This window comes from Flagellimonas allohymeniacidonis (assembly GCF_004296335.1).
GTDB lineage: Bacteria > Bacteroidota > Bacteroidia > Flavobacteriales > Flavobacteriaceae > Flagellimonas > Flagellimonas allohymeniacidonis.
The window spans coordinates 1,454,275-1,468,750 of the sequence record NZ_SGIU01000001.1; the positions used below are offsets into that span (position 1 = coordinate 1,454,275).

A 14,476-nucleotide genomic window follows, 5' to 3' on the forward strand; every position below is an offset into this window, starting at 1 on the left:
TAGTTGTTGATTTTAGATAATGTTAATGACCGCCCTTCGTTGAAGGGCGGTTTTTATTTTAGGGTCACAAAGACGAAAATAATGTAGAAAGTCAGCAATACCAATCCATCTCTCCATCCTAAGCGCAAGCCTTTGGGGAAGAATACCAAAGGTAGGATTAGGAATGAAATTCCAAGCATCCAGAAGATATCGCTGGACAGCAATTTTTCATCAACCACATTAATAGGTGTAATTAACGATGTAATACCTAAAACCGCCAAAAGGTTAAAAATGTTGGAGCCTATTAAATTTCCCAAAGAAATTGCCTTTTCTTTCTTGATAACAGCAATCACTGAAGCGGCCAATTCGGGAATACTGGTACCCACTGAAACCACGGTAATGCCAATTACGCGGTCGCTTACTCCAAGGGTGGACGCCATCCCCACGGCACCATCAATCAAAAGTTCAGAACCGCCCCAAAGTCCGATTCCTCCAATTCCCAAAAACAACACAGTTTTATACAGCGGTAAGGGGATATCATCTTCAGGCATTTCATCAACGACTGCGGCCTTCTGAAACCTTAATAAGTACACCAAAAAGAGAAAAAGGAACGCTACCATTATACCTCCCTCATATTGCTGTAGTTGTCCATCAAAGTAAATGAACCCAACAAATAGCAGGGACGCCGCTATCATTACAGGCCAATCAGTGGTATAAAAGCTCTTTCGAACATCGATGCTGCCCAACAGAACGGTAATGGCCAAGACCATTCCTAAGTTGGCTATGTTCGAACCTACCACATTACCCAAGGCCAAATCGGGAAAACCGTCAAGGGCGGCCTTGATACTAACGATGAGTTCCGGTGCAGAGGTAGCAAATGAGACTACGGTCATCCCAATAACAATTTTGGGAATTGCCAACCGCAACGATAGGGCCACAGCAGCTTTAAGGAGCCAGTTGCCCCCCAGTATCAAAAAAGTAAGTCCAAGAATTATGAATAAAAAATTGCTCAACTCGGGAATTTGAAGCAAATATAGACTAAGATTTATTGTTGCGAGAAACTAATCATTAAAATAAAAAAAAGGGTGAAAACTAAGGAAAATCACTATCCAGAATGGCCCTGAATTTTTACATGATTCTGTCCTATCCAGAAAACGAAAATGCCAAAAAGAGCCCTTTTTTAAACGAAACGCCCCTTGCAATTCAAAAATTGACAAAAAACACCCCTACAATTATTACAAATGACTACCATATATAACATTTAATATTACATTTCAAAACTTTTAGCAAGAGAGTCACATCAATTCCGAAACATATCTCATTTTTTTACCTACAATCTTGTATTCAATTGAATAGATTTTCATCCAATTTCTTGGAAACATGATGTTTATCATTCTATATTCAAAAATGTAACCGGTTAACATCACCATTTTCAAACCATTTAAATCAAAAAAATAGAATGATAGCAATTGTAAAGTTTTTAGTCATACTTCTTGTGCAACTTATTGAAACCTTACTACTATAATTCATCTGCTTGACCTCATCAGTCAACGTAAGTCAGGTTCCGGTTAGTCATCAACATCAAAAAACAATCATCAACATCAATCAAAAATCATTATTCATGTGGACCATCGAAATGTGAAATCTGAACCGGGTTTCACATTTGGTCCCTGAATTACTTAAAAAAGCAATCCCTTAAAGTTTGTTCAAAAGCAGTAAGGATTTAGAGCTATGATTTTGGTTACCTTTAAACCGTGTAAATCCAAAAATTATCATGACTCAAAAATTTACAATAGGATTACTTGCAATCGCGTTCGTTTTTGCCTGCAAGCCAAAAGAAAATCAAGAAACATCAGAAAATGTAAGCGGTGCTTTTGCCGAAGTACTGGATGCTTACTATGAAGATGGATTAAAGCTCAACCCCATCAATGCCACCGTAGCAGGGGACAATCGCTACAATGACCAATTTCCGAATTTCCTTTCGGATGACTACAAAGCCAAGCTGAAGGGTCATTATGAAGACTATAAATCGCAAATAGAGTCTTTCGAAGAGGCTAAACTATCCGATACGGAGAGGCTAAGCAAGGCCATTCTGCAATGGGAATGTGACATCAATTTAGCAGAATTCAAATTTAACAAGGACCTCACCCCCATTGATCAAATGTGGTCGGCAAACCTTTTTATGGGGCAACTGGCCAGTGGTTCCAGTGCACAGCCCTTTGCAACCGTAGAGGATTATGACCATTGGCTAAAACGTGTGGATGGTTATCTAAATTGGTTGTCGACGACAGAGACCAAAATGCGTGAGGGTATGGAAAAGGGCTTTGTATTACCCAAGTCGCTAATCACAAAAGTCTTACCACAATTGGAATCCCAAACAAAATCAAATCTGGACGAGCATCTGTTTTATCAGCCTATTCTTAAACTGCCAGAATCCTTCAGCGATGTCGATAAAGATCGTATAACAACTGCCTATGCTGACATGGTTCAGAACAAGGTTGTTCCCGCCTATAGAAAGCTAAGTGATTTTATGAAGAACGAGTACATGGCTTCAGGTAGGGAATCCAGTGGTATACAAGGGGTTCCTGACGGCGATGCTTACTATCAACATCAAATCAAGAAATACACCACGACCAACATGACCGCAGATGAAATACATGAATTAGGGCTGAGTGAAGTAAAACGTATTCGCGATGAAATGGAGAAAATAAAGGAGGAGGTCGGTTTTGAGGGCAATCTAAAAGCATTCTTTGATTTTGTTAGAAACAATCAAGAATTGATGCCGTTTACAGACCCCCAACAAGTAATTGATAATTTCAATGCGATTCATGATCGAATGAAACCCCAAATTGAAAAGCTTTTCGATGTGAAACCAAAAACTCCATTTGAGGTAAGGCGAACAGAGGCTTTTCGCGAAAATTCGGCCAGTGCCGAGTACAATCCAGGTTCATTGGATGGAACCCGCCCTGGTATTTTTTATACACCCATTCCAGATGTGAAGCGATACAATACCTATTCGGATGAATCGCTTTTCTTACATGAAGCGATTCCCGGACATCACTATCAAATTTCGTTGACGCAAGAGAATGAAGATCTGCCCAAATTCAGAAAAACACTTTGGTACAGTGGCTATGGAGAAGGTTGGGCCTTGTATAGCGAATCCTTGGGTAAAGAATTAGGACTGTACACCGACCCTTATCAAGTTTTTGGCATGTTGGGTGCTGAAATGCATAGGGCGGTCCGCTTGGTAGTGGACACCGGGTTGCATGCCAAAGGATGGACCCGTGAGGAGGCCATACAATATTCTTTGGACAACGAGGCGGAGTCCGAAGCCAGCATCATTTCAGAAATTGAGCGTTATATGGCCAATCCTGGGCAGGCATTATCTTATAAGATAGGGCAACTAAAAATTAGAGAACTAAGAGCCAAAGCCGAAGAAACCTTGGGCGAGAAATTTGATATCCGCCAGTTTCATAATCAGGTTTTGGAAACGGGATGCGTTCCTCTAGCTCTATTGGAAGAAAAAATTGACAATTGGATCGCACTGCAGAAATGATATGACAGGTCGTTTAAAACGGCCTGTTTTTTTGTCCCCCAAGTTGATTATCTTTATCAAACCAACTCATGCACAGTGTTCTATAAAATATTGGCAAAAATCAATAAGGCGGTTCTTCCATCCTACACAAAAAAAGGATTGGATTTGGCCAAAGCCAGCAAGTTTCAGTTAGCGATTATTGGCTGGCGTTACTTAGTGACAAAAAAGGCTTTGGACACTTAATAGTTCAATAGGGAAACGATTTCTTGCCCTTTCAACTTGTCTTTTCCGTTTAAAAAGTCGAGGATGATGAGAAAATTGCACTGAACCACTTCGCCCCCTAACTTTTCGACAAGCCGACACACGGCACTGGCGGTACCTCCTGTAGCCAGAACATCATCATGAATCAAAACCTTTTCACCTTTTTGGATGGCATCTGTATGAATTTCAAGCACGTCCGTGCCATACTCCAAATCATAGGTTTCACTTAGCGTGGTATAGGGCAGCTTTCCTTTTTTTCGGACTGGAACAAAACCGGCGCCAAGTTTGTTCGCCAGCATGGGTGCGAAGAAAAAACCGCGACTCTCCATGCCCACGACCTTATCAACAGGCTTCCCGTTAACAAGGTCCAGCAAGCCTTCAAAAGCGGCATTCAAAGCTTTGGGGTCATTGAACATGGGAGTGATATCCTTAAAAACAACGCCAGGTTCTGGAAAGTCCTGAATATCGCGTACAAAGGGGTGCAAATCCATTTATTTTTGAGTGCTTCGGTTTTGCAGTAAAGGTAAAAAGAAATATATTTGCAGCCCTTAATAATAAGGCCTCCTAGCTCAACTGAATAGAGCACTTGATTACGGCTCAAGAGGTTGCAGGTTTGAATCCTGCGGAGGTCACTTTAAGCGCAAGCCCTGCATGAAAAGCAGGGTTTTTGTTTTTCTTGGAATGTCAAAAACGGAAGTTTTTGTAAATGGAAAGAAAAATTAAAACCGCAGTACGATAGTAATGCAAGTTTGCATTTTCAGAAAGGAGCTTAAAGGACGTGCGGCAGCAAATCCTGCGGAGGTCACAAAGAGGGTATTATCATCCATACACTACCCCCGTTTACCTCAAACATAGCAAGAAACGGGTTTTGGGCCCAAACCTGAGTAGAGAGCTTTACTGCAAACTCAGATTTATGAAAAATGCAGTGCTTGCTCTATTTGGAGTTTTAAGTCTTGTAGCGCAGGGTCAAAATCAGGAACTTGAAAAATTAAGGCTGATTGAAAACTCTGTACACATAGAAGAACCCAAAGGGATTCTTCCCCATACAAGGCAATTAAAGCCCTTGGATTCTCTAGTTTTGATTACCTTTTCAAAGACTACTGGTGAACTTTTGGAACATAAAATGATTACAAAGGGGACTTTAATCAGGGACTTGGATCTGAACCAGTTCCAATATTATTATTTTGTAGTTTTAATCGATAGAACAGCCATTTTCTATATGGATTAATTCATTTAATACCTTGGTTAACAGGAAAAAATGAGCAAGTTTCGGGTTTCAATTTTGCTAGGTGCTAAATATTTTAGCACCATCAAATACGTTAAAAATGACAAGTCAGGAACAATTGAACTATGATAGGATAGCGAAGTCCATTGAATTCATAAAACAGAATTTCAAGGAACAACCTTCACTTAATGAAATTGCCGAATCGGCCAATTTAAGTCCCTTTCATTTTCAACGGATGTTTACGGAGTGGGCAGGGGTAAGCCCGAAAAAATTCATGCAATACATGAGCCTCAACTACGCTAAGCTCCTGTTGAAAGAAAAAGGAAATTCGTTATTCGATGCAGCTTTGGATACAGGACTTTCAAGTACTAGCCGATTGCATGACCTGTTTGTCAATATCGAGGGAATGACCCCTGGTGAATATAAAAATGGAGGTGAAAATCTGATCATCAACTACAGCTTTGCTGAAAGCCCCTTCGGTAGAGTTATAGTCGCTTCCACATCAAAAGGTATATGCCATATGGCATTTATGGATGATGAGAAAGAAGCATTAACCCAACTCAAGTCTCGATTTCCTAAAGCGAGTTACTTGCAAAAGGCGCCTCCAACACATGCCCATGGTCTATCCATTTTTCAACTGGATTGGGGAAATATAAACACCATAAAATTACATTTACAGGGTACACCCTTTCAATTAAAAGTTTGGCAAACCTTACTTACAATTCCTATGGGAAATTTGGATACCTACGGCATCGTGGCCAAAAGAATAGGGAAGCCCAATGCTTCAAGGGCGGTAGGTTCTGCCATTGGGAATAATCCTGTGGCTTTTTTGATTCCATGTCATCGCGTTATTCAATCCTCCGGGCAATTGGGAGGTTATATGTGGGGCGAGACACGAAAATCTGCGATTCTTGGGTGGGAAGCCTCCCAAGTCAATGCTTCAGCTGTTCTATAAATCTTGGAGAAAATGGGGATACACAAACGTATTTCCAATGAATTCTATTTAGAATGGGGAAGTCAAAAGAATAGACTTCCCCCATTCTTTTTACTGAAATGCTTGGATGTTTTCCTTCACAAAGGTTGAAAACGCTCTTGGTTCATGTCCTGTTAATGTCGCCACATGATCATTGTTCTTGTCAAAAAGGCCCTGCTTGATATCATTACTGAATTCCTTTAAATGTTTGGCTAGGAAATCATTGATGTAAGGGTCTTGCTTTACATTCTCAATCCAATGTTCTACAGGAATGGGCACATACTCCGTTTCTTTTTCAAGAAGCTCACCCAATTCTTTGACCAATTCATGGGAAGTATAGGTTCTAGGCCCTGCCAGCTCATAAGTTTTTCCATAATGTAATTCGATATGGTCGGAAACGAGAAGATTAGCGACTACATCTCCAATGTCCTGGGGATGAACGATGGTATATTTTGCATCTAGATTGGGAAAGTAAAATTTACCCTCCTGCTTGATGGTGGGTCCTGCCATACTCAGGTAATTCCATGCAAAGAGGCCAGGCCGAATGTGCACAACGGGAACAGGAGACCAATTAAAGATATCTTCAGCTGCCAGATGATTTTGTGTCGCTGGACTGGAACTCCGGTCATGGACGTTCATTTGGGACATGGCAATAATCACTTCCACCCCATTCTCTTTGGCAGCCTTGGCAAAGTAGGTGGCAGCCTTGGGCAATCCATCTTTAAATGGATAGCAGAAATAAGCTCGTTTTATGCCCCTCAACGCTTTTTTAACGGCGAAATAGTCTGAAAAATCGCCTTGGACCACCTCAACTCCTTTTTCTTCAAGAGCTTTGCTCCGTTCATCGAGTACCCGAACCATGGCTCGAACAGGTACATTGTTTTCAATAAGTCGCTTTAACGTGGCCTGTCCGGTATTTCCGGTGGCTCCAGTAATTAAAATTTCTGATTTCATTTTTGTCATTTATGATTATTACTTTATGTTGTACATACAACTTAAACAATATGTAATCAACATTTCTTTCAAATATATCGAATATGTTGTATGTACAACTTAAAAGTATATTAAAATTTTTCAATGTTGCTTTAAACGATTCTTTTTTAGGATAGATGAGTGTTCAGCTACGGTGATAAAAAGAATATGGAGGATGCTGATCCATCCCCCATATCCAAATGAACTAAAACGGCATCCAAGTATCCACAATGCTATTTGGTCGATACCTGAAGTAAATGGCCCATCTGTAGGGAATCCTTGATCAATGATTCTTGTAGGGGGGCAACTCTTTGGTTCAGTTCCACAACTCCGTAATCAATTCCCGAAACAATACGGTCCACCCTTTTGCCCGGTTGGGCTTCCACCAAAGAAGCGATATCATCAGCCACCAATTGCGGGCTGGGTGCCTCATCGGTTTGAAAGAAGCCTTCAAAGTTCTTCAACATGGCATGGGGGACTTCCTTGAAATCACCGTAATCCTCCAACACTTTGCTATCGGCTTCTTTGGGCCCCGAGTACAATAGATTAGTCGAAAAAGGTCCAGGCTCAACAACGCTGACCTCCACCCCAAAGGGTGCAAGCTCATAGCGCAAAGATTGCGAATAGGCCTCAACAGCATATTTGCTTGAACAGTAGATTCCAAAATAAGGAAATGACAATCTACCGGCCAAGGAAGTCACGTTGATGATAAGACCCTCACCGTGCTTACGCATGTGTGGAGTCACGGCTTTGGTGGTTCGCAGAATACCAAAGAAATTGGTGTCGAATTGATCTTGCGCCTGCCTTATGCTATAGGCTTCCGTAATTCCCACAAACATGTAACCAGCATTATTCACCAAGGTATCAATCTTGCCATCTTCAGCAACTATTTTTTCAATAGCCGAACTCACTGAAGTATCCGAGGTAACATCCAGCTCAACCACCGAAATTTGCAAACCTTCCTCATTTGCTACACGCAATAGGTCTTCCTTTTTCTGCGCATTTTTCCCATCCGGATTTCGCATAGTGGCCCAAACTTTATAGCCCTTTCTGGCTAGAGTCAACGTTGAGAGATAACCAAAACCACTGCTACTCCCTGTAATTACAACATTTTTCATAGATAAAATTAAATTTAGAATTATTATTATTATTAGACCAGTCTACTATAAATGTTTAAAAAAAATTAAATCATATACTTATCCAAAAAGTAGACAAAATTGTTATACGATTCGGGGTTCTTAGAGGCCTTCATTCGAAGTAAGGCACCTTCCCAAGAATTCAGAATGAAATTTGCCAAGTCCTTGGCGGTTTCCCCAGATTTTATGCTTCCGCTCTTCTGCCCTTCTGTAATGCATGCTTCAATGGCCGATTGCCATTGATTAAGTTCGTTGCTAACCAAGTTCCTGAAAGATTCCGCCTGGTCGGAAAGCTCCAAACTGCAGTTGCCCAACAAGCACCCTTCTTTATATGCCTTTTCCTGATAGATGGGTTTCATGCCTTCAAAAAAGTCGATCAGCCTTGCCCTGGGGTCCTTACTTTTATCCTCTAGATGCTGCTTCACAAATTGCAAAGTATTGGCCGAATAGTATTGTATCACCTTAAGACCAAAATCTTCCTTGCTTTTGAAATAGTAGTAGAAAGAGCCTTTGGGAATTTCGGCTGTATCCAGCACTTCATTGATGCCCAATTTGTTGTACCCCTTCTCCAACATCAGTTGCATGCCCACATCCAAGATATGTTTCAACGTTTGCTCTTTCATAATTTCAAAAGTGAAGCACAAATATAAAACAAAATTAGACCGGTCTCCTAGTATTTTGGGTTTTAACACTCGGCATGCTTCCTTGTATTTTTTATGGTACACGTGATATCGTTCCATCTCAAATAAGTGGCCGCAATCCTTACGGCCACTTTACAACGTCAGTTTTACTCCTCTACTTTAAAGACTCCGGGCTTGAATTTAAAGGCCTTCATCAATCGTGTCCAAACGTTGATTTGGGAAATGGCAAGGCTCAAATAGGCAATCTCACCTTTGGTGTAATACAAAGAAAGATCATCAAAAACCTCTTGGGGAATCTCATTGCCCCCAAGTTTGGTTAGTGCGTCCGTATATTGCAAAATGGCCCTTTCCTCTTTCGTAAAGCAAACAGCTTCTGTCCACGCAACCAAAGAAACCAATCGCAATTCTTCTTCTCCAAAATGTCTGGCCAATTTGTAATGCATATCCACGCAATAGGCACAACCATTCAGTTGTGATACACGGACCCTTACAAGTTCCAACAGTTTCATGCTTAAACCAGAGTTGTTAATAAAGTCTTCAAGTGCCATGAGTTTGGGGAATGTTCCCTCGGGAATATCCTGATAAGAGATTCTTTCCATTTTTATTTGATTTTGAACTTGGACCAAAATTAACATGGAAGCCCGTCAAGATTCCTTAAGCTATCTTAAGTTATTCCACAGGGTTTTTGCGAATCTCACTTAGATACTCCGGAGTAATGTTCAAGTAGGAGGCTATCATGTATTGAGGCACTCTTTGGGCAAAGTTTGGAATGGCGCGGACCAATGCATAGTATCTTTCCCGACTTGACTGCTTCATGTAGATTTCGTTTTTCCGCAATTGGGCGATCAAAGTGTTTTCGGCAATCAATCGAAATACCCGCTCCAATTTGGGTATCTTTTTAAACAACTCTGGCTCATCTTCCTTGGAAAGGGCCAATAGTTCAGTGGGTTCAATAGCTTGTATGGAGTTTAAGGAAGGAATTTGGTTGATATAACTATCGTATTCCGTGATCCACCAGTTTTCTATGGCAAATAAATTGGTCTCTTCCACACCTTTTGAATTGGTATGATAAATTCTGAGGATTCCATTCAATATAAAATAGCGGTGCCCACAGGTTTTGCCCTGTTCCAATACCAATGCCCTTCGTCCATATTTTTGTGGCGTCAAAAAACCGGAAATCAAGGCCAATTCTTCCTCTTGAAATGTTTCATACCGACCGAGGTATGCGGCCAATTGATCGTTCATGGTTCAAAAGTAAAAGGTTCAGGCATGTTCACGATGTTTCTAAACCGTATTTTTGTGATTAAAGCTCATTTTTCAATTAAGTACCCATTTGAAAGCGTTTTTTACCAAAATCCATCCGGTTGAAGATGAAATCCTAGAGGAATATCTCTCCCATTGGTCACCACATTCCACTTCAAAAAAGACCATTCTAACACATCCGGGGAAGACCGAAACTTACATCTACTATGTTAAGCATGGCATTCAAAAATCCTATTATCTCAATGAGGACAAAGAACATATTATGTTCTTCGCCTATAGTCCCTCTTTTTCGGGAGTTGTGGAATCCTTCCTGACACAGACCCCTTCCAAATACTATTTGGAGACCATTACAGATAGTGAGTTCATGAGGCTTTCCTATGCCAAACATCAAGAGCTGATTCAAAAACACAGGTCTCTGGAAACCCTGTTTCGAAAAATCACGGAGCAATTTCTAGTAGGCATTATTGAACGGCATCACCAACTCATGGCTTTTAATGCAGAAACACGGTTCACCCAATTTGCCAAAAGAAGTCCTCACCTTTTCCAATTGGTACCCCAAAAAGATATTGCCTCTTACCTGCGCATCGACCCCACGAATTTTAGCAAAATGATGAATTCTATCAAAATTTAAATCTTGGTTTTTACCAAGATTTGCCCAATCACTTTTCTTGAATTTTGCCTCGTAGAAATCCTAATTCCGCGAACCATGAAACTATTTACCACTTTTTTGGGATGCTTGGCGATCTTTATCACCACCAATCTCTATTCACAAACAAATCCAAATAAGATTATGACAAATCAAGAAACGGTACAGAAATTTTTAGAGGGCTTTAATGACCCTGACATGATTCATGAATCATTGGCGCTTTTATCTGATGATTATCACTTTAAAAATCCAATGGTGGAGTTGACCACCAAATCAGCTTTTATCGGGTTGGCGCAACAGATTGGTTCTGTTTTAACTGGGGTCGACATTCTTCATATCACCGATAACGGTAATTGGATTGCCTTGATGTATGAATTCAAATCGTCCATCGCAGGGCTTGAAGTAAATCTCGCCACAGAATGGTTTCGCTTGGAAAACGGAATCATCAAGGAATCCATTCTTATCTATGATGCCACAAAATGGCGGGCTCTGTATGCCCAAATGGAGAATTGACCTTGGTGCAAATAAAAAGTTGGGCTTAAGGCCCAACTTTCCAATCAATCAAAAAAACGAATTATTCACCTTGGTTTATCTAAGTTCCTTGAACTCTTCAACGGTGAAAAAGTCTTGATCATCATTGTTGATGAAATAAATTCCTTCCCTTGCAAAATATTGCATGGTTTTATCATCAACCTTTACTGCAAATCCCTTTTCTGTTGCGACAAGTTCAAATGTGTCGGTAAGGGACTTCCTGTATTTCAGCACAAAGTATTGTTCGTGCTCATTATCATTGTCCGTATCAACCGCAATTAGTTTAGTTACTTTGGCCGCTGATGTCTCGCGGTCTTGGTTGATTTTTCCCTTGTCTTCAGCACTTAGTGTTACGGGGTATTTTCGATGCTCCAAAACCTTTACATTGTATTCGGTCTGGGTTCCATCGGTTTCAATCGTGAATGTTTTGTGCAGGGTTGCATCCATGGTTCCTTGAGAGTTTTCTTGTGCCGGGAGCACTGATATAGAGAGTAGCGCAATGCTAAAAAAGCTTAATAAATTTTTCATTTGTGTTGTTTTATAGTTCGTAAATCTTTTTCTGTTTGCCTCAATCCTATTTCAAATAGGAAGTGAACATCCAATTTCTCTTCTCCAAGGCTCTTAGGAAGTCTGTCAACATCTGTTCCGTAGCTATATCTCCTGTGTCTAAGGATGCGCCAATGGCTGACATCATATTATCATGGAGAATTCCAAAGTCTTTAAGTACTTCCCTTACCATTTCAATGGCCGTAAAACCTTTTTCGGTTTCTTCAATTTCGGAAAGCTCTAAGGTCTTTTTCAGTGTGAAATTGGGTTTGACGCCAAAGACGCGAATTCGTTCGGCTACAATATCAATGTTTTCTTTGACCGTATTGTATTCGTTTTCAAATTCTTCATGCAATTCAAAAAATTCTGGTCCCTCAATATTCCAATGAAAATTTCTCAACTTGTTATAAAACACTTGGTAATTGGCCAACAAGGTGTTTAGGTTGACTACAATTTCCGCAGTTTCCAAATAGGTGAAACCTAATTTTTTAAATTCCTTATTTCTTTTGATATTGTTTTGTTCTTTAATGATTTCCATTTTTTATTCTTTTAATTCTGTTTAATATTGATGTACTCGAAAAGCAACAGAGAAAAAATTTCTCTTTTTTCAGATACTTATTTCTTATTTTTTTGAAAGGTGGGATGATAATCCCTATGGAAAACTGTAGCCAATTACTTGGCTTAGAACACTAAAACTTTGAAGTATGATTCATAATGTTTCATATCTTTAATATACAGATATATTGCAGAATTTCAAGTATTTAACAGGGTTTAACATAATTAGGCCTGGTTTAAGATTATTTTGAGAAATCTCAAAGAAGCCAACAACATTCAATGATCTAAAAACATAATGGCCAAGGACTTTATAAATTCTACCTCCCTCATACGATATTCTCCCAAAGACTATGAGAACACCAAAATTGACACAATAGAGTCCCTTAATTTCAAAGATAAAAATGGGCATATCAGATGGTTCAACACATATGGAACCCAATATGCCGAAGTATTTTCGACTGTAATACAAAACAATGAACTGGACGATTTTCTAATTCGGCTTTTACGGGAAAAAGTCCAAACCAACCGTGTAATTGAATTGGATGGCCATTTATTTGTTGCAATACAGGTACTTAAGACAGAAAGAAACCAATTGGACTATGAACAAATGTTTTTTATTGGCTCATCTGGTTTCGTATGGAGTATTCAAGAGAAGTTGGGCGATTATTTTGATTGGATCAGGGAAAGACTTGAAAACGGAAAGGGTATCGCCCGACGTAAAAAAGCGGATTATTTGTTATTTCTGCTCTTAGAGTCCATCATTGAAAACTACAGGGAAACCTACAAAAACTTTATCCAATTGGACTCTGACAAACTAAGCTACGCCGCCATCCGAACCACACCAGAGTTTACCGAAAGAATCGAACGCAGAAAACAAGACTATCTGAGTTTCAAAAAAGCCTGCTCAAGCTTAAGGGATACGATTGTCAAACTGGAAAAGGTAGAGATTAAAGGTTTCGAAGTGAAGTATTTTAGTGAACTAAAAGAGCAAATCAACAATTTGGTCACCGATATCGATTTTGAATTGCATGAATTGGAAAGCAAGGTAAACCTGATTTTCAGTATCCAAGGACATCGGTTGAATGAAGTGATGAAAACCCTTACGGTATTTTCGGTAATCTTTATTCCCCTGACCTTCCTGGCAGGAATTTATGGCATGAATTTTAAAAACATCCCAGAGCTTGAATATCAGTACGGATATTTCATTCTGATAGCGGTCATGTTGCTTGTGGTGCTGATTACCCTCTGGTACTTTAAACGAAAGAAATGGTTTTAGACCTGTTTTCTGGACTCTTTAAAAAAAGACCTTACAAGACCGGAATTATCTTAGGAGGCGGGGGCACTCGTGGTTTTGCCCATTTGGGAGTTCTACAGGCACTTCATGAAAAGGAAATTTCCGTTGATGCCATTTCTGGCGTAAGTGCAGGTGCTATTATAGGAGGGCTTGTTGCAGCGGGGAAATCTCCCATAGAGGTAATGACAGTGATGAGCAGTCAAAAACTGATGGATTTCACTTCCCTCAGTTTTCCAAAAACCGGTTTGCTCAAGCTAGATAAATTAGGACAGTTCCTGAAAGAACAGCTAGGCGAAACCTCGTCTTTTGAAAAACTTCAAACTCCTTTTTGGGTCGCTTTAAGCAACTTGAACAAGGGTAAGGTTGAATATCACAATAGTGGTGATTTAATTACCAAAATATTGGCTTCCGCGGCAATTCCGATACTCTTTTCTCCTGTGATAATTGGACAAACTACTTATGTGGACGGGGGTTTGTTTGACAACCTGCCCGTTGCACCACTTCAAGACAAATGCAAGAAACTTATCGGGGTGAACATCAGTCCTGTTCAAGAGGTCGACGACTTTTCCAATATTATTGATATTGCAGCGCGTACTTTTCAATTGAACGACAAATCGAACACCAGAAAAAATAGTCGCCTTTGTTCTGTGCTTATACAACCTCCAGAGCTTGGAAAATACGATTTGCTCGACACCTCCAATGCCCAAAAGCTATTTGACATTGGATACGAGCATACCATGAAAATTGATTTTTAGGCCCGCCCTAGTGCATTTAACTCCTTTGAGTTTCAGTTTTCCGGTTTACTTGGAATTCCATCAAACAACCTTTAAACCATTTCTCTGGAATGTCGATTTTCTATCTGGACAGATCCGAAATCTTTATGCAGAACAGTAACAATTGTATTTTTTTTACATTTAAA

At 40.0% G+C, this 14,476-nt stretch carries 17 protein-coding genes and 1 tRNA gene; 9 read left to right on the forward strand and 9 right to left on the reverse strand.

Translation table 11 applies throughout. The features are described 5' to 3' along the window. Positions 1-53: 53 nt before the first annotated feature. A complete protein-coding gene (locus EW142_RS06660) occupies positions 54-992 on the reverse strand; it encodes a calcium/sodium antiporter (RefSeq protein ID WP_130611441.1) in 939 nt (312 codons plus the stop codon). Between the two features lie 761 nt (positions 993-1,753). On the opposite strand from EW142_RS06660, the gene EW142_RS06665 reads away from it, so the two are divergent. Together EW142_RS06665 and EW142_RS16875 are read left to right on the forward strand one after the other, a co-directional pair. Then, complete coding sequence (locus EW142_RS06665; protein WP_130611444.1) at positions 1,754-3,535, forward strand: DUF885 domain-containing protein; 1,782 nt, start codon at positions 1,754-1,756, stop codon at positions 3,533-3,535. A 75-nt stretch (positions 3,536-3,610) separates the two neighbouring features. After that, positions 3,611-3,757 (forward strand): SsrA-binding protein, encoded by a 147-nt coding sequence (locus EW142_RS16875; protein WP_130611447.1) that lies wholly within the window; start codon positions 3,611-3,613, stop codon positions 3,755-3,757. On the opposite strand, the gene EW142_RS06675 is transcribed toward EW142_RS16875, so the two are convergent. Further along, on the reverse strand, positions 3,754-4,266 hold the full coding sequence (locus EW142_RS06675; RefSeq protein WP_130611449.1) for an adenine phosphoribosyltransferase: 513 nt from the start codon (positions 4,264-4,266) through the stop codon (positions 3,754-3,756). The genes EW142_RS16875 and EW142_RS06675 overlap by 4 nt on opposite strands. Positions 4,267-4,333: 67 nt before the next feature. Here EW142_RS06675 and EW142_RS06680 point away from each other — a divergent pair. The 3 genes from EW142_RS06680 (at position 4,334) to EW142_RS06690 (ending at position 5,955) form a co-directional block, all read left to right on the forward strand. After that, positions 4,334-4,407: transfer RNA gene (locus EW142_RS06680), tRNA-Arg, on the forward strand. Positions 4,408-4,688: 281 nt separating this feature from the next. Beyond that, positions 4,689-5,003: a hypothetical protein gene (locus EW142_RS06685; RefSeq protein ID WP_130611452.1), complete on the forward strand. Its 315-nt coding sequence runs from the start codon at positions 4,689-4,691 to the stop codon at positions 5,001-5,003. A 97-nt stretch (positions 5,004-5,100) separates the two neighbouring features. After that, on the forward strand, positions 5,101-5,955 hold the full coding sequence (locus EW142_RS06690) for a methylated-DNA--[protein]-cysteine S-methyltransferase (protein WP_130611455.1): 855 nt from the start codon (positions 5,101-5,103) through the stop codon (positions 5,953-5,955). Positions 5,956-6,045: 90 nt separating this feature from the next. On the opposite strand, the gene EW142_RS06695 is transcribed toward EW142_RS06690, so the two are convergent. The 5 genes from EW142_RS06695 to EW142_RS06715 form a co-directional block, all read right to left on the reverse strand. Next, entirely contained in the window at positions 6,046-6,927 is an 882-nt protein-coding gene (locus tag EW142_RS06695) for an NmrA family NAD(P)-binding protein (RefSeq protein WP_165395226.1), read from the reverse strand. Between the two features lie 251 nt (positions 6,928-7,178). After that, positions 7,179-8,063 (reverse strand): SDR family oxidoreductase, encoded by an 885-nt coding sequence (locus EW142_RS06700; protein WP_130611460.1) that lies wholly within the window; start codon positions 8,061-8,063, stop codon positions 7,179-7,181. Between the two features lie 65 nt (positions 8,064-8,128). After that, complete coding sequence (locus EW142_RS06705; protein ID WP_165395227.1) at positions 8,129-8,704, reverse strand: TetR/AcrR family transcriptional regulator; 576 nt, start codon at positions 8,702-8,704, stop codon at positions 8,129-8,131. 164 nt (positions 8,705-8,868) lie between these two features. Continuing rightward, on the reverse strand, positions 8,869-9,321 hold the full coding sequence (locus EW142_RS06710; protein ID WP_165395228.1) for a carboxymuconolactone decarboxylase family protein: 453 nt from the start codon (positions 9,319-9,321) through the stop codon (positions 8,869-8,871). A gap of 70 nt (positions 9,322-9,391) precedes the next feature. Next, the gene (locus EW142_RS06715) at positions 9,392-9,967 is read right to left on the reverse strand and encodes a Crp/Fnr family transcriptional regulator (protein WP_130611468.1); all 576 of its coding nucleotides are present in this window, start codon (positions 9,965-9,967) and stop codon (positions 9,392-9,394) included. A gap of 88 nt (positions 9,968-10,055) precedes the next feature. On the opposite strand from EW142_RS06715, the gene EW142_RS06720 reads away from it, so the two are divergent. Then, positions 10,056-10,616 (forward strand): Crp/Fnr family transcriptional regulator, encoded by a 561-nt coding sequence (locus EW142_RS06720; RefSeq protein WP_130611471.1) that lies wholly within the window; start codon positions 10,056-10,058, stop codon positions 10,614-10,616. A gap of 75 nt (positions 10,617-10,691) precedes the next feature. Continuing rightward, positions 10,692-11,144: a nuclear transport factor 2 family protein gene (locus EW142_RS06725; protein ID WP_130611475.1), complete on the forward strand. Its 453-nt coding sequence runs from the start codon at positions 10,692-10,694 to the stop codon at positions 11,142-11,144. Positions 11,145-11,219: 75 nt separating this feature from the next. Here EW142_RS06725 and EW142_RS06730 read toward each other — a convergent pair whose 3' ends face one another. After that, positions 11,220-11,690 carry a hypothetical protein gene (locus EW142_RS06730; RefSeq protein WP_130611477.1) on the reverse strand — a complete coding sequence of 157 codons (471 nt, stop codon included), beginning with the start codon at positions 11,688-11,690 and terminating at the stop codon, positions 11,220-11,222. 46 nt (positions 11,691-11,736) lie between these two features. Then, entirely contained in the window at positions 11,737-12,246 is a 510-nt protein-coding gene (locus EW142_RS06735) for a Dps family protein (protein ID WP_130611480.1), read from the reverse strand. Positions 12,247-12,558: 312 nt separating this feature from the next. Between EW142_RS06735 and EW142_RS06740 the strand changes: the two genes are divergently transcribed. Together EW142_RS06740 and EW142_RS06745 are read left to right on the forward strand one after the other, a co-directional pair. Next, a complete protein-coding gene (locus EW142_RS06740) occupies positions 12,559-13,539 on the forward strand; it encodes a CorA family divalent cation transporter (protein WP_130611483.1) in 981 nt (326 codons plus the stop codon). Then, the gene (locus EW142_RS06745) at positions 13,530-14,312 is read left to right on the forward strand and encodes a patatin-like phospholipase family protein (protein ID WP_130611486.1); all 783 of its coding nucleotides are present in this window, start codon (positions 13,530-13,532) and stop codon (positions 14,310-14,312) included. Before EW142_RS06740 ends, EW142_RS06745 begins: the two co-directional genes overlap by 10 nt. Positions 14,313-14,476 lie beyond the last annotated feature (164 nt).

Excerpts from the sequence above, each read along its gene's own strand:
- EW142_RS06665 (WP_130611444.1), top strand. The coding sequence starts at position 1,754 with ATGACTCAAAAATTTACAATAGGATTACTTGCAATCGCGTTCGTTTTT.
- EW142_RS06675 (WP_130611449.1), bottom strand. The coding sequence starts at position 4,266 with ATGGATTTGCACCCCTTTGTACGCGATATTCAGGACTTTCCAGAACCT.
- EW142_RS06685 (WP_130611452.1), top strand. The coding sequence starts at position 4,689 with ATGAAAAATGCAGTGCTTGCTCTATTTGGAGTTTTAAGTCTTGTAGCG.
- EW142_RS06690 (WP_130611455.1), top strand. The coding sequence starts at position 5,101 with ATGACAAGTCAGGAACAATTGAACTATGATAGGATAGCGAAGTCCATT.
- EW142_RS06695 (WP_165395226.1), bottom strand. The coding sequence starts at position 6,927 with ATGAAATCAGAAATTTTAATTACTGGAGCCACCGGAAATACCGGACAG.
- EW142_RS06700 (WP_130611460.1), bottom strand. The coding sequence starts at position 8,063 with ATGAAAAATGTTGTAATTACAGGGAGTAGCAGTGGTTTTGGTTATCTC.
- EW142_RS06705 (WP_165395227.1), bottom strand. The coding sequence starts at position 8,704 with ATGAAAGAGCAAACGTTGAAACATATCTTGGATGTGGGCATGCAACTG.
- EW142_RS06710 (WP_165395228.1), bottom strand. The coding sequence starts at position 9,321 with ATGGAAAGAATCTCTTATCAGGATATTCCCGAGGGAACATTCCCCAAA.
- EW142_RS06715 (WP_130611468.1), bottom strand. The coding sequence starts at position 9,967 with ATGAACGATCAATTGGCCGCATACCTCGGTCGGTATGAAACATTTCAA.
- EW142_RS06725 (WP_130611475.1), top strand. The coding sequence starts at position 10,692 with ATGAAACTATTTACCACTTTTTTGGGATGCTTGGCGATCTTTATCACC.
- EW142_RS06730 (WP_130611477.1), bottom strand. The coding sequence starts at position 11,690 with ATGAAAAATTTATTAAGCTTTTTTAGCATTGCGCTACTCTCTATATCA.
- EW142_RS06735 (WP_130611480.1), bottom strand. The coding sequence starts at position 12,246 with ATGGAAATCATTAAAGAACAAAACAATATCAAAAGAAATAAGGAATTT.
- EW142_RS06740 (WP_130611483.1), top strand. The coding sequence starts at position 12,559 with ATGGCCAAGGACTTTATAAATTCTACCTCCCTCATACGATATTCTCCC.
- EW142_RS06745 (WP_130611486.1), top strand. The coding sequence starts at position 13,530 with ATGGTTTTAGACCTGTTTTCTGGACTCTTTAAAAAAAGACCTTACAAG.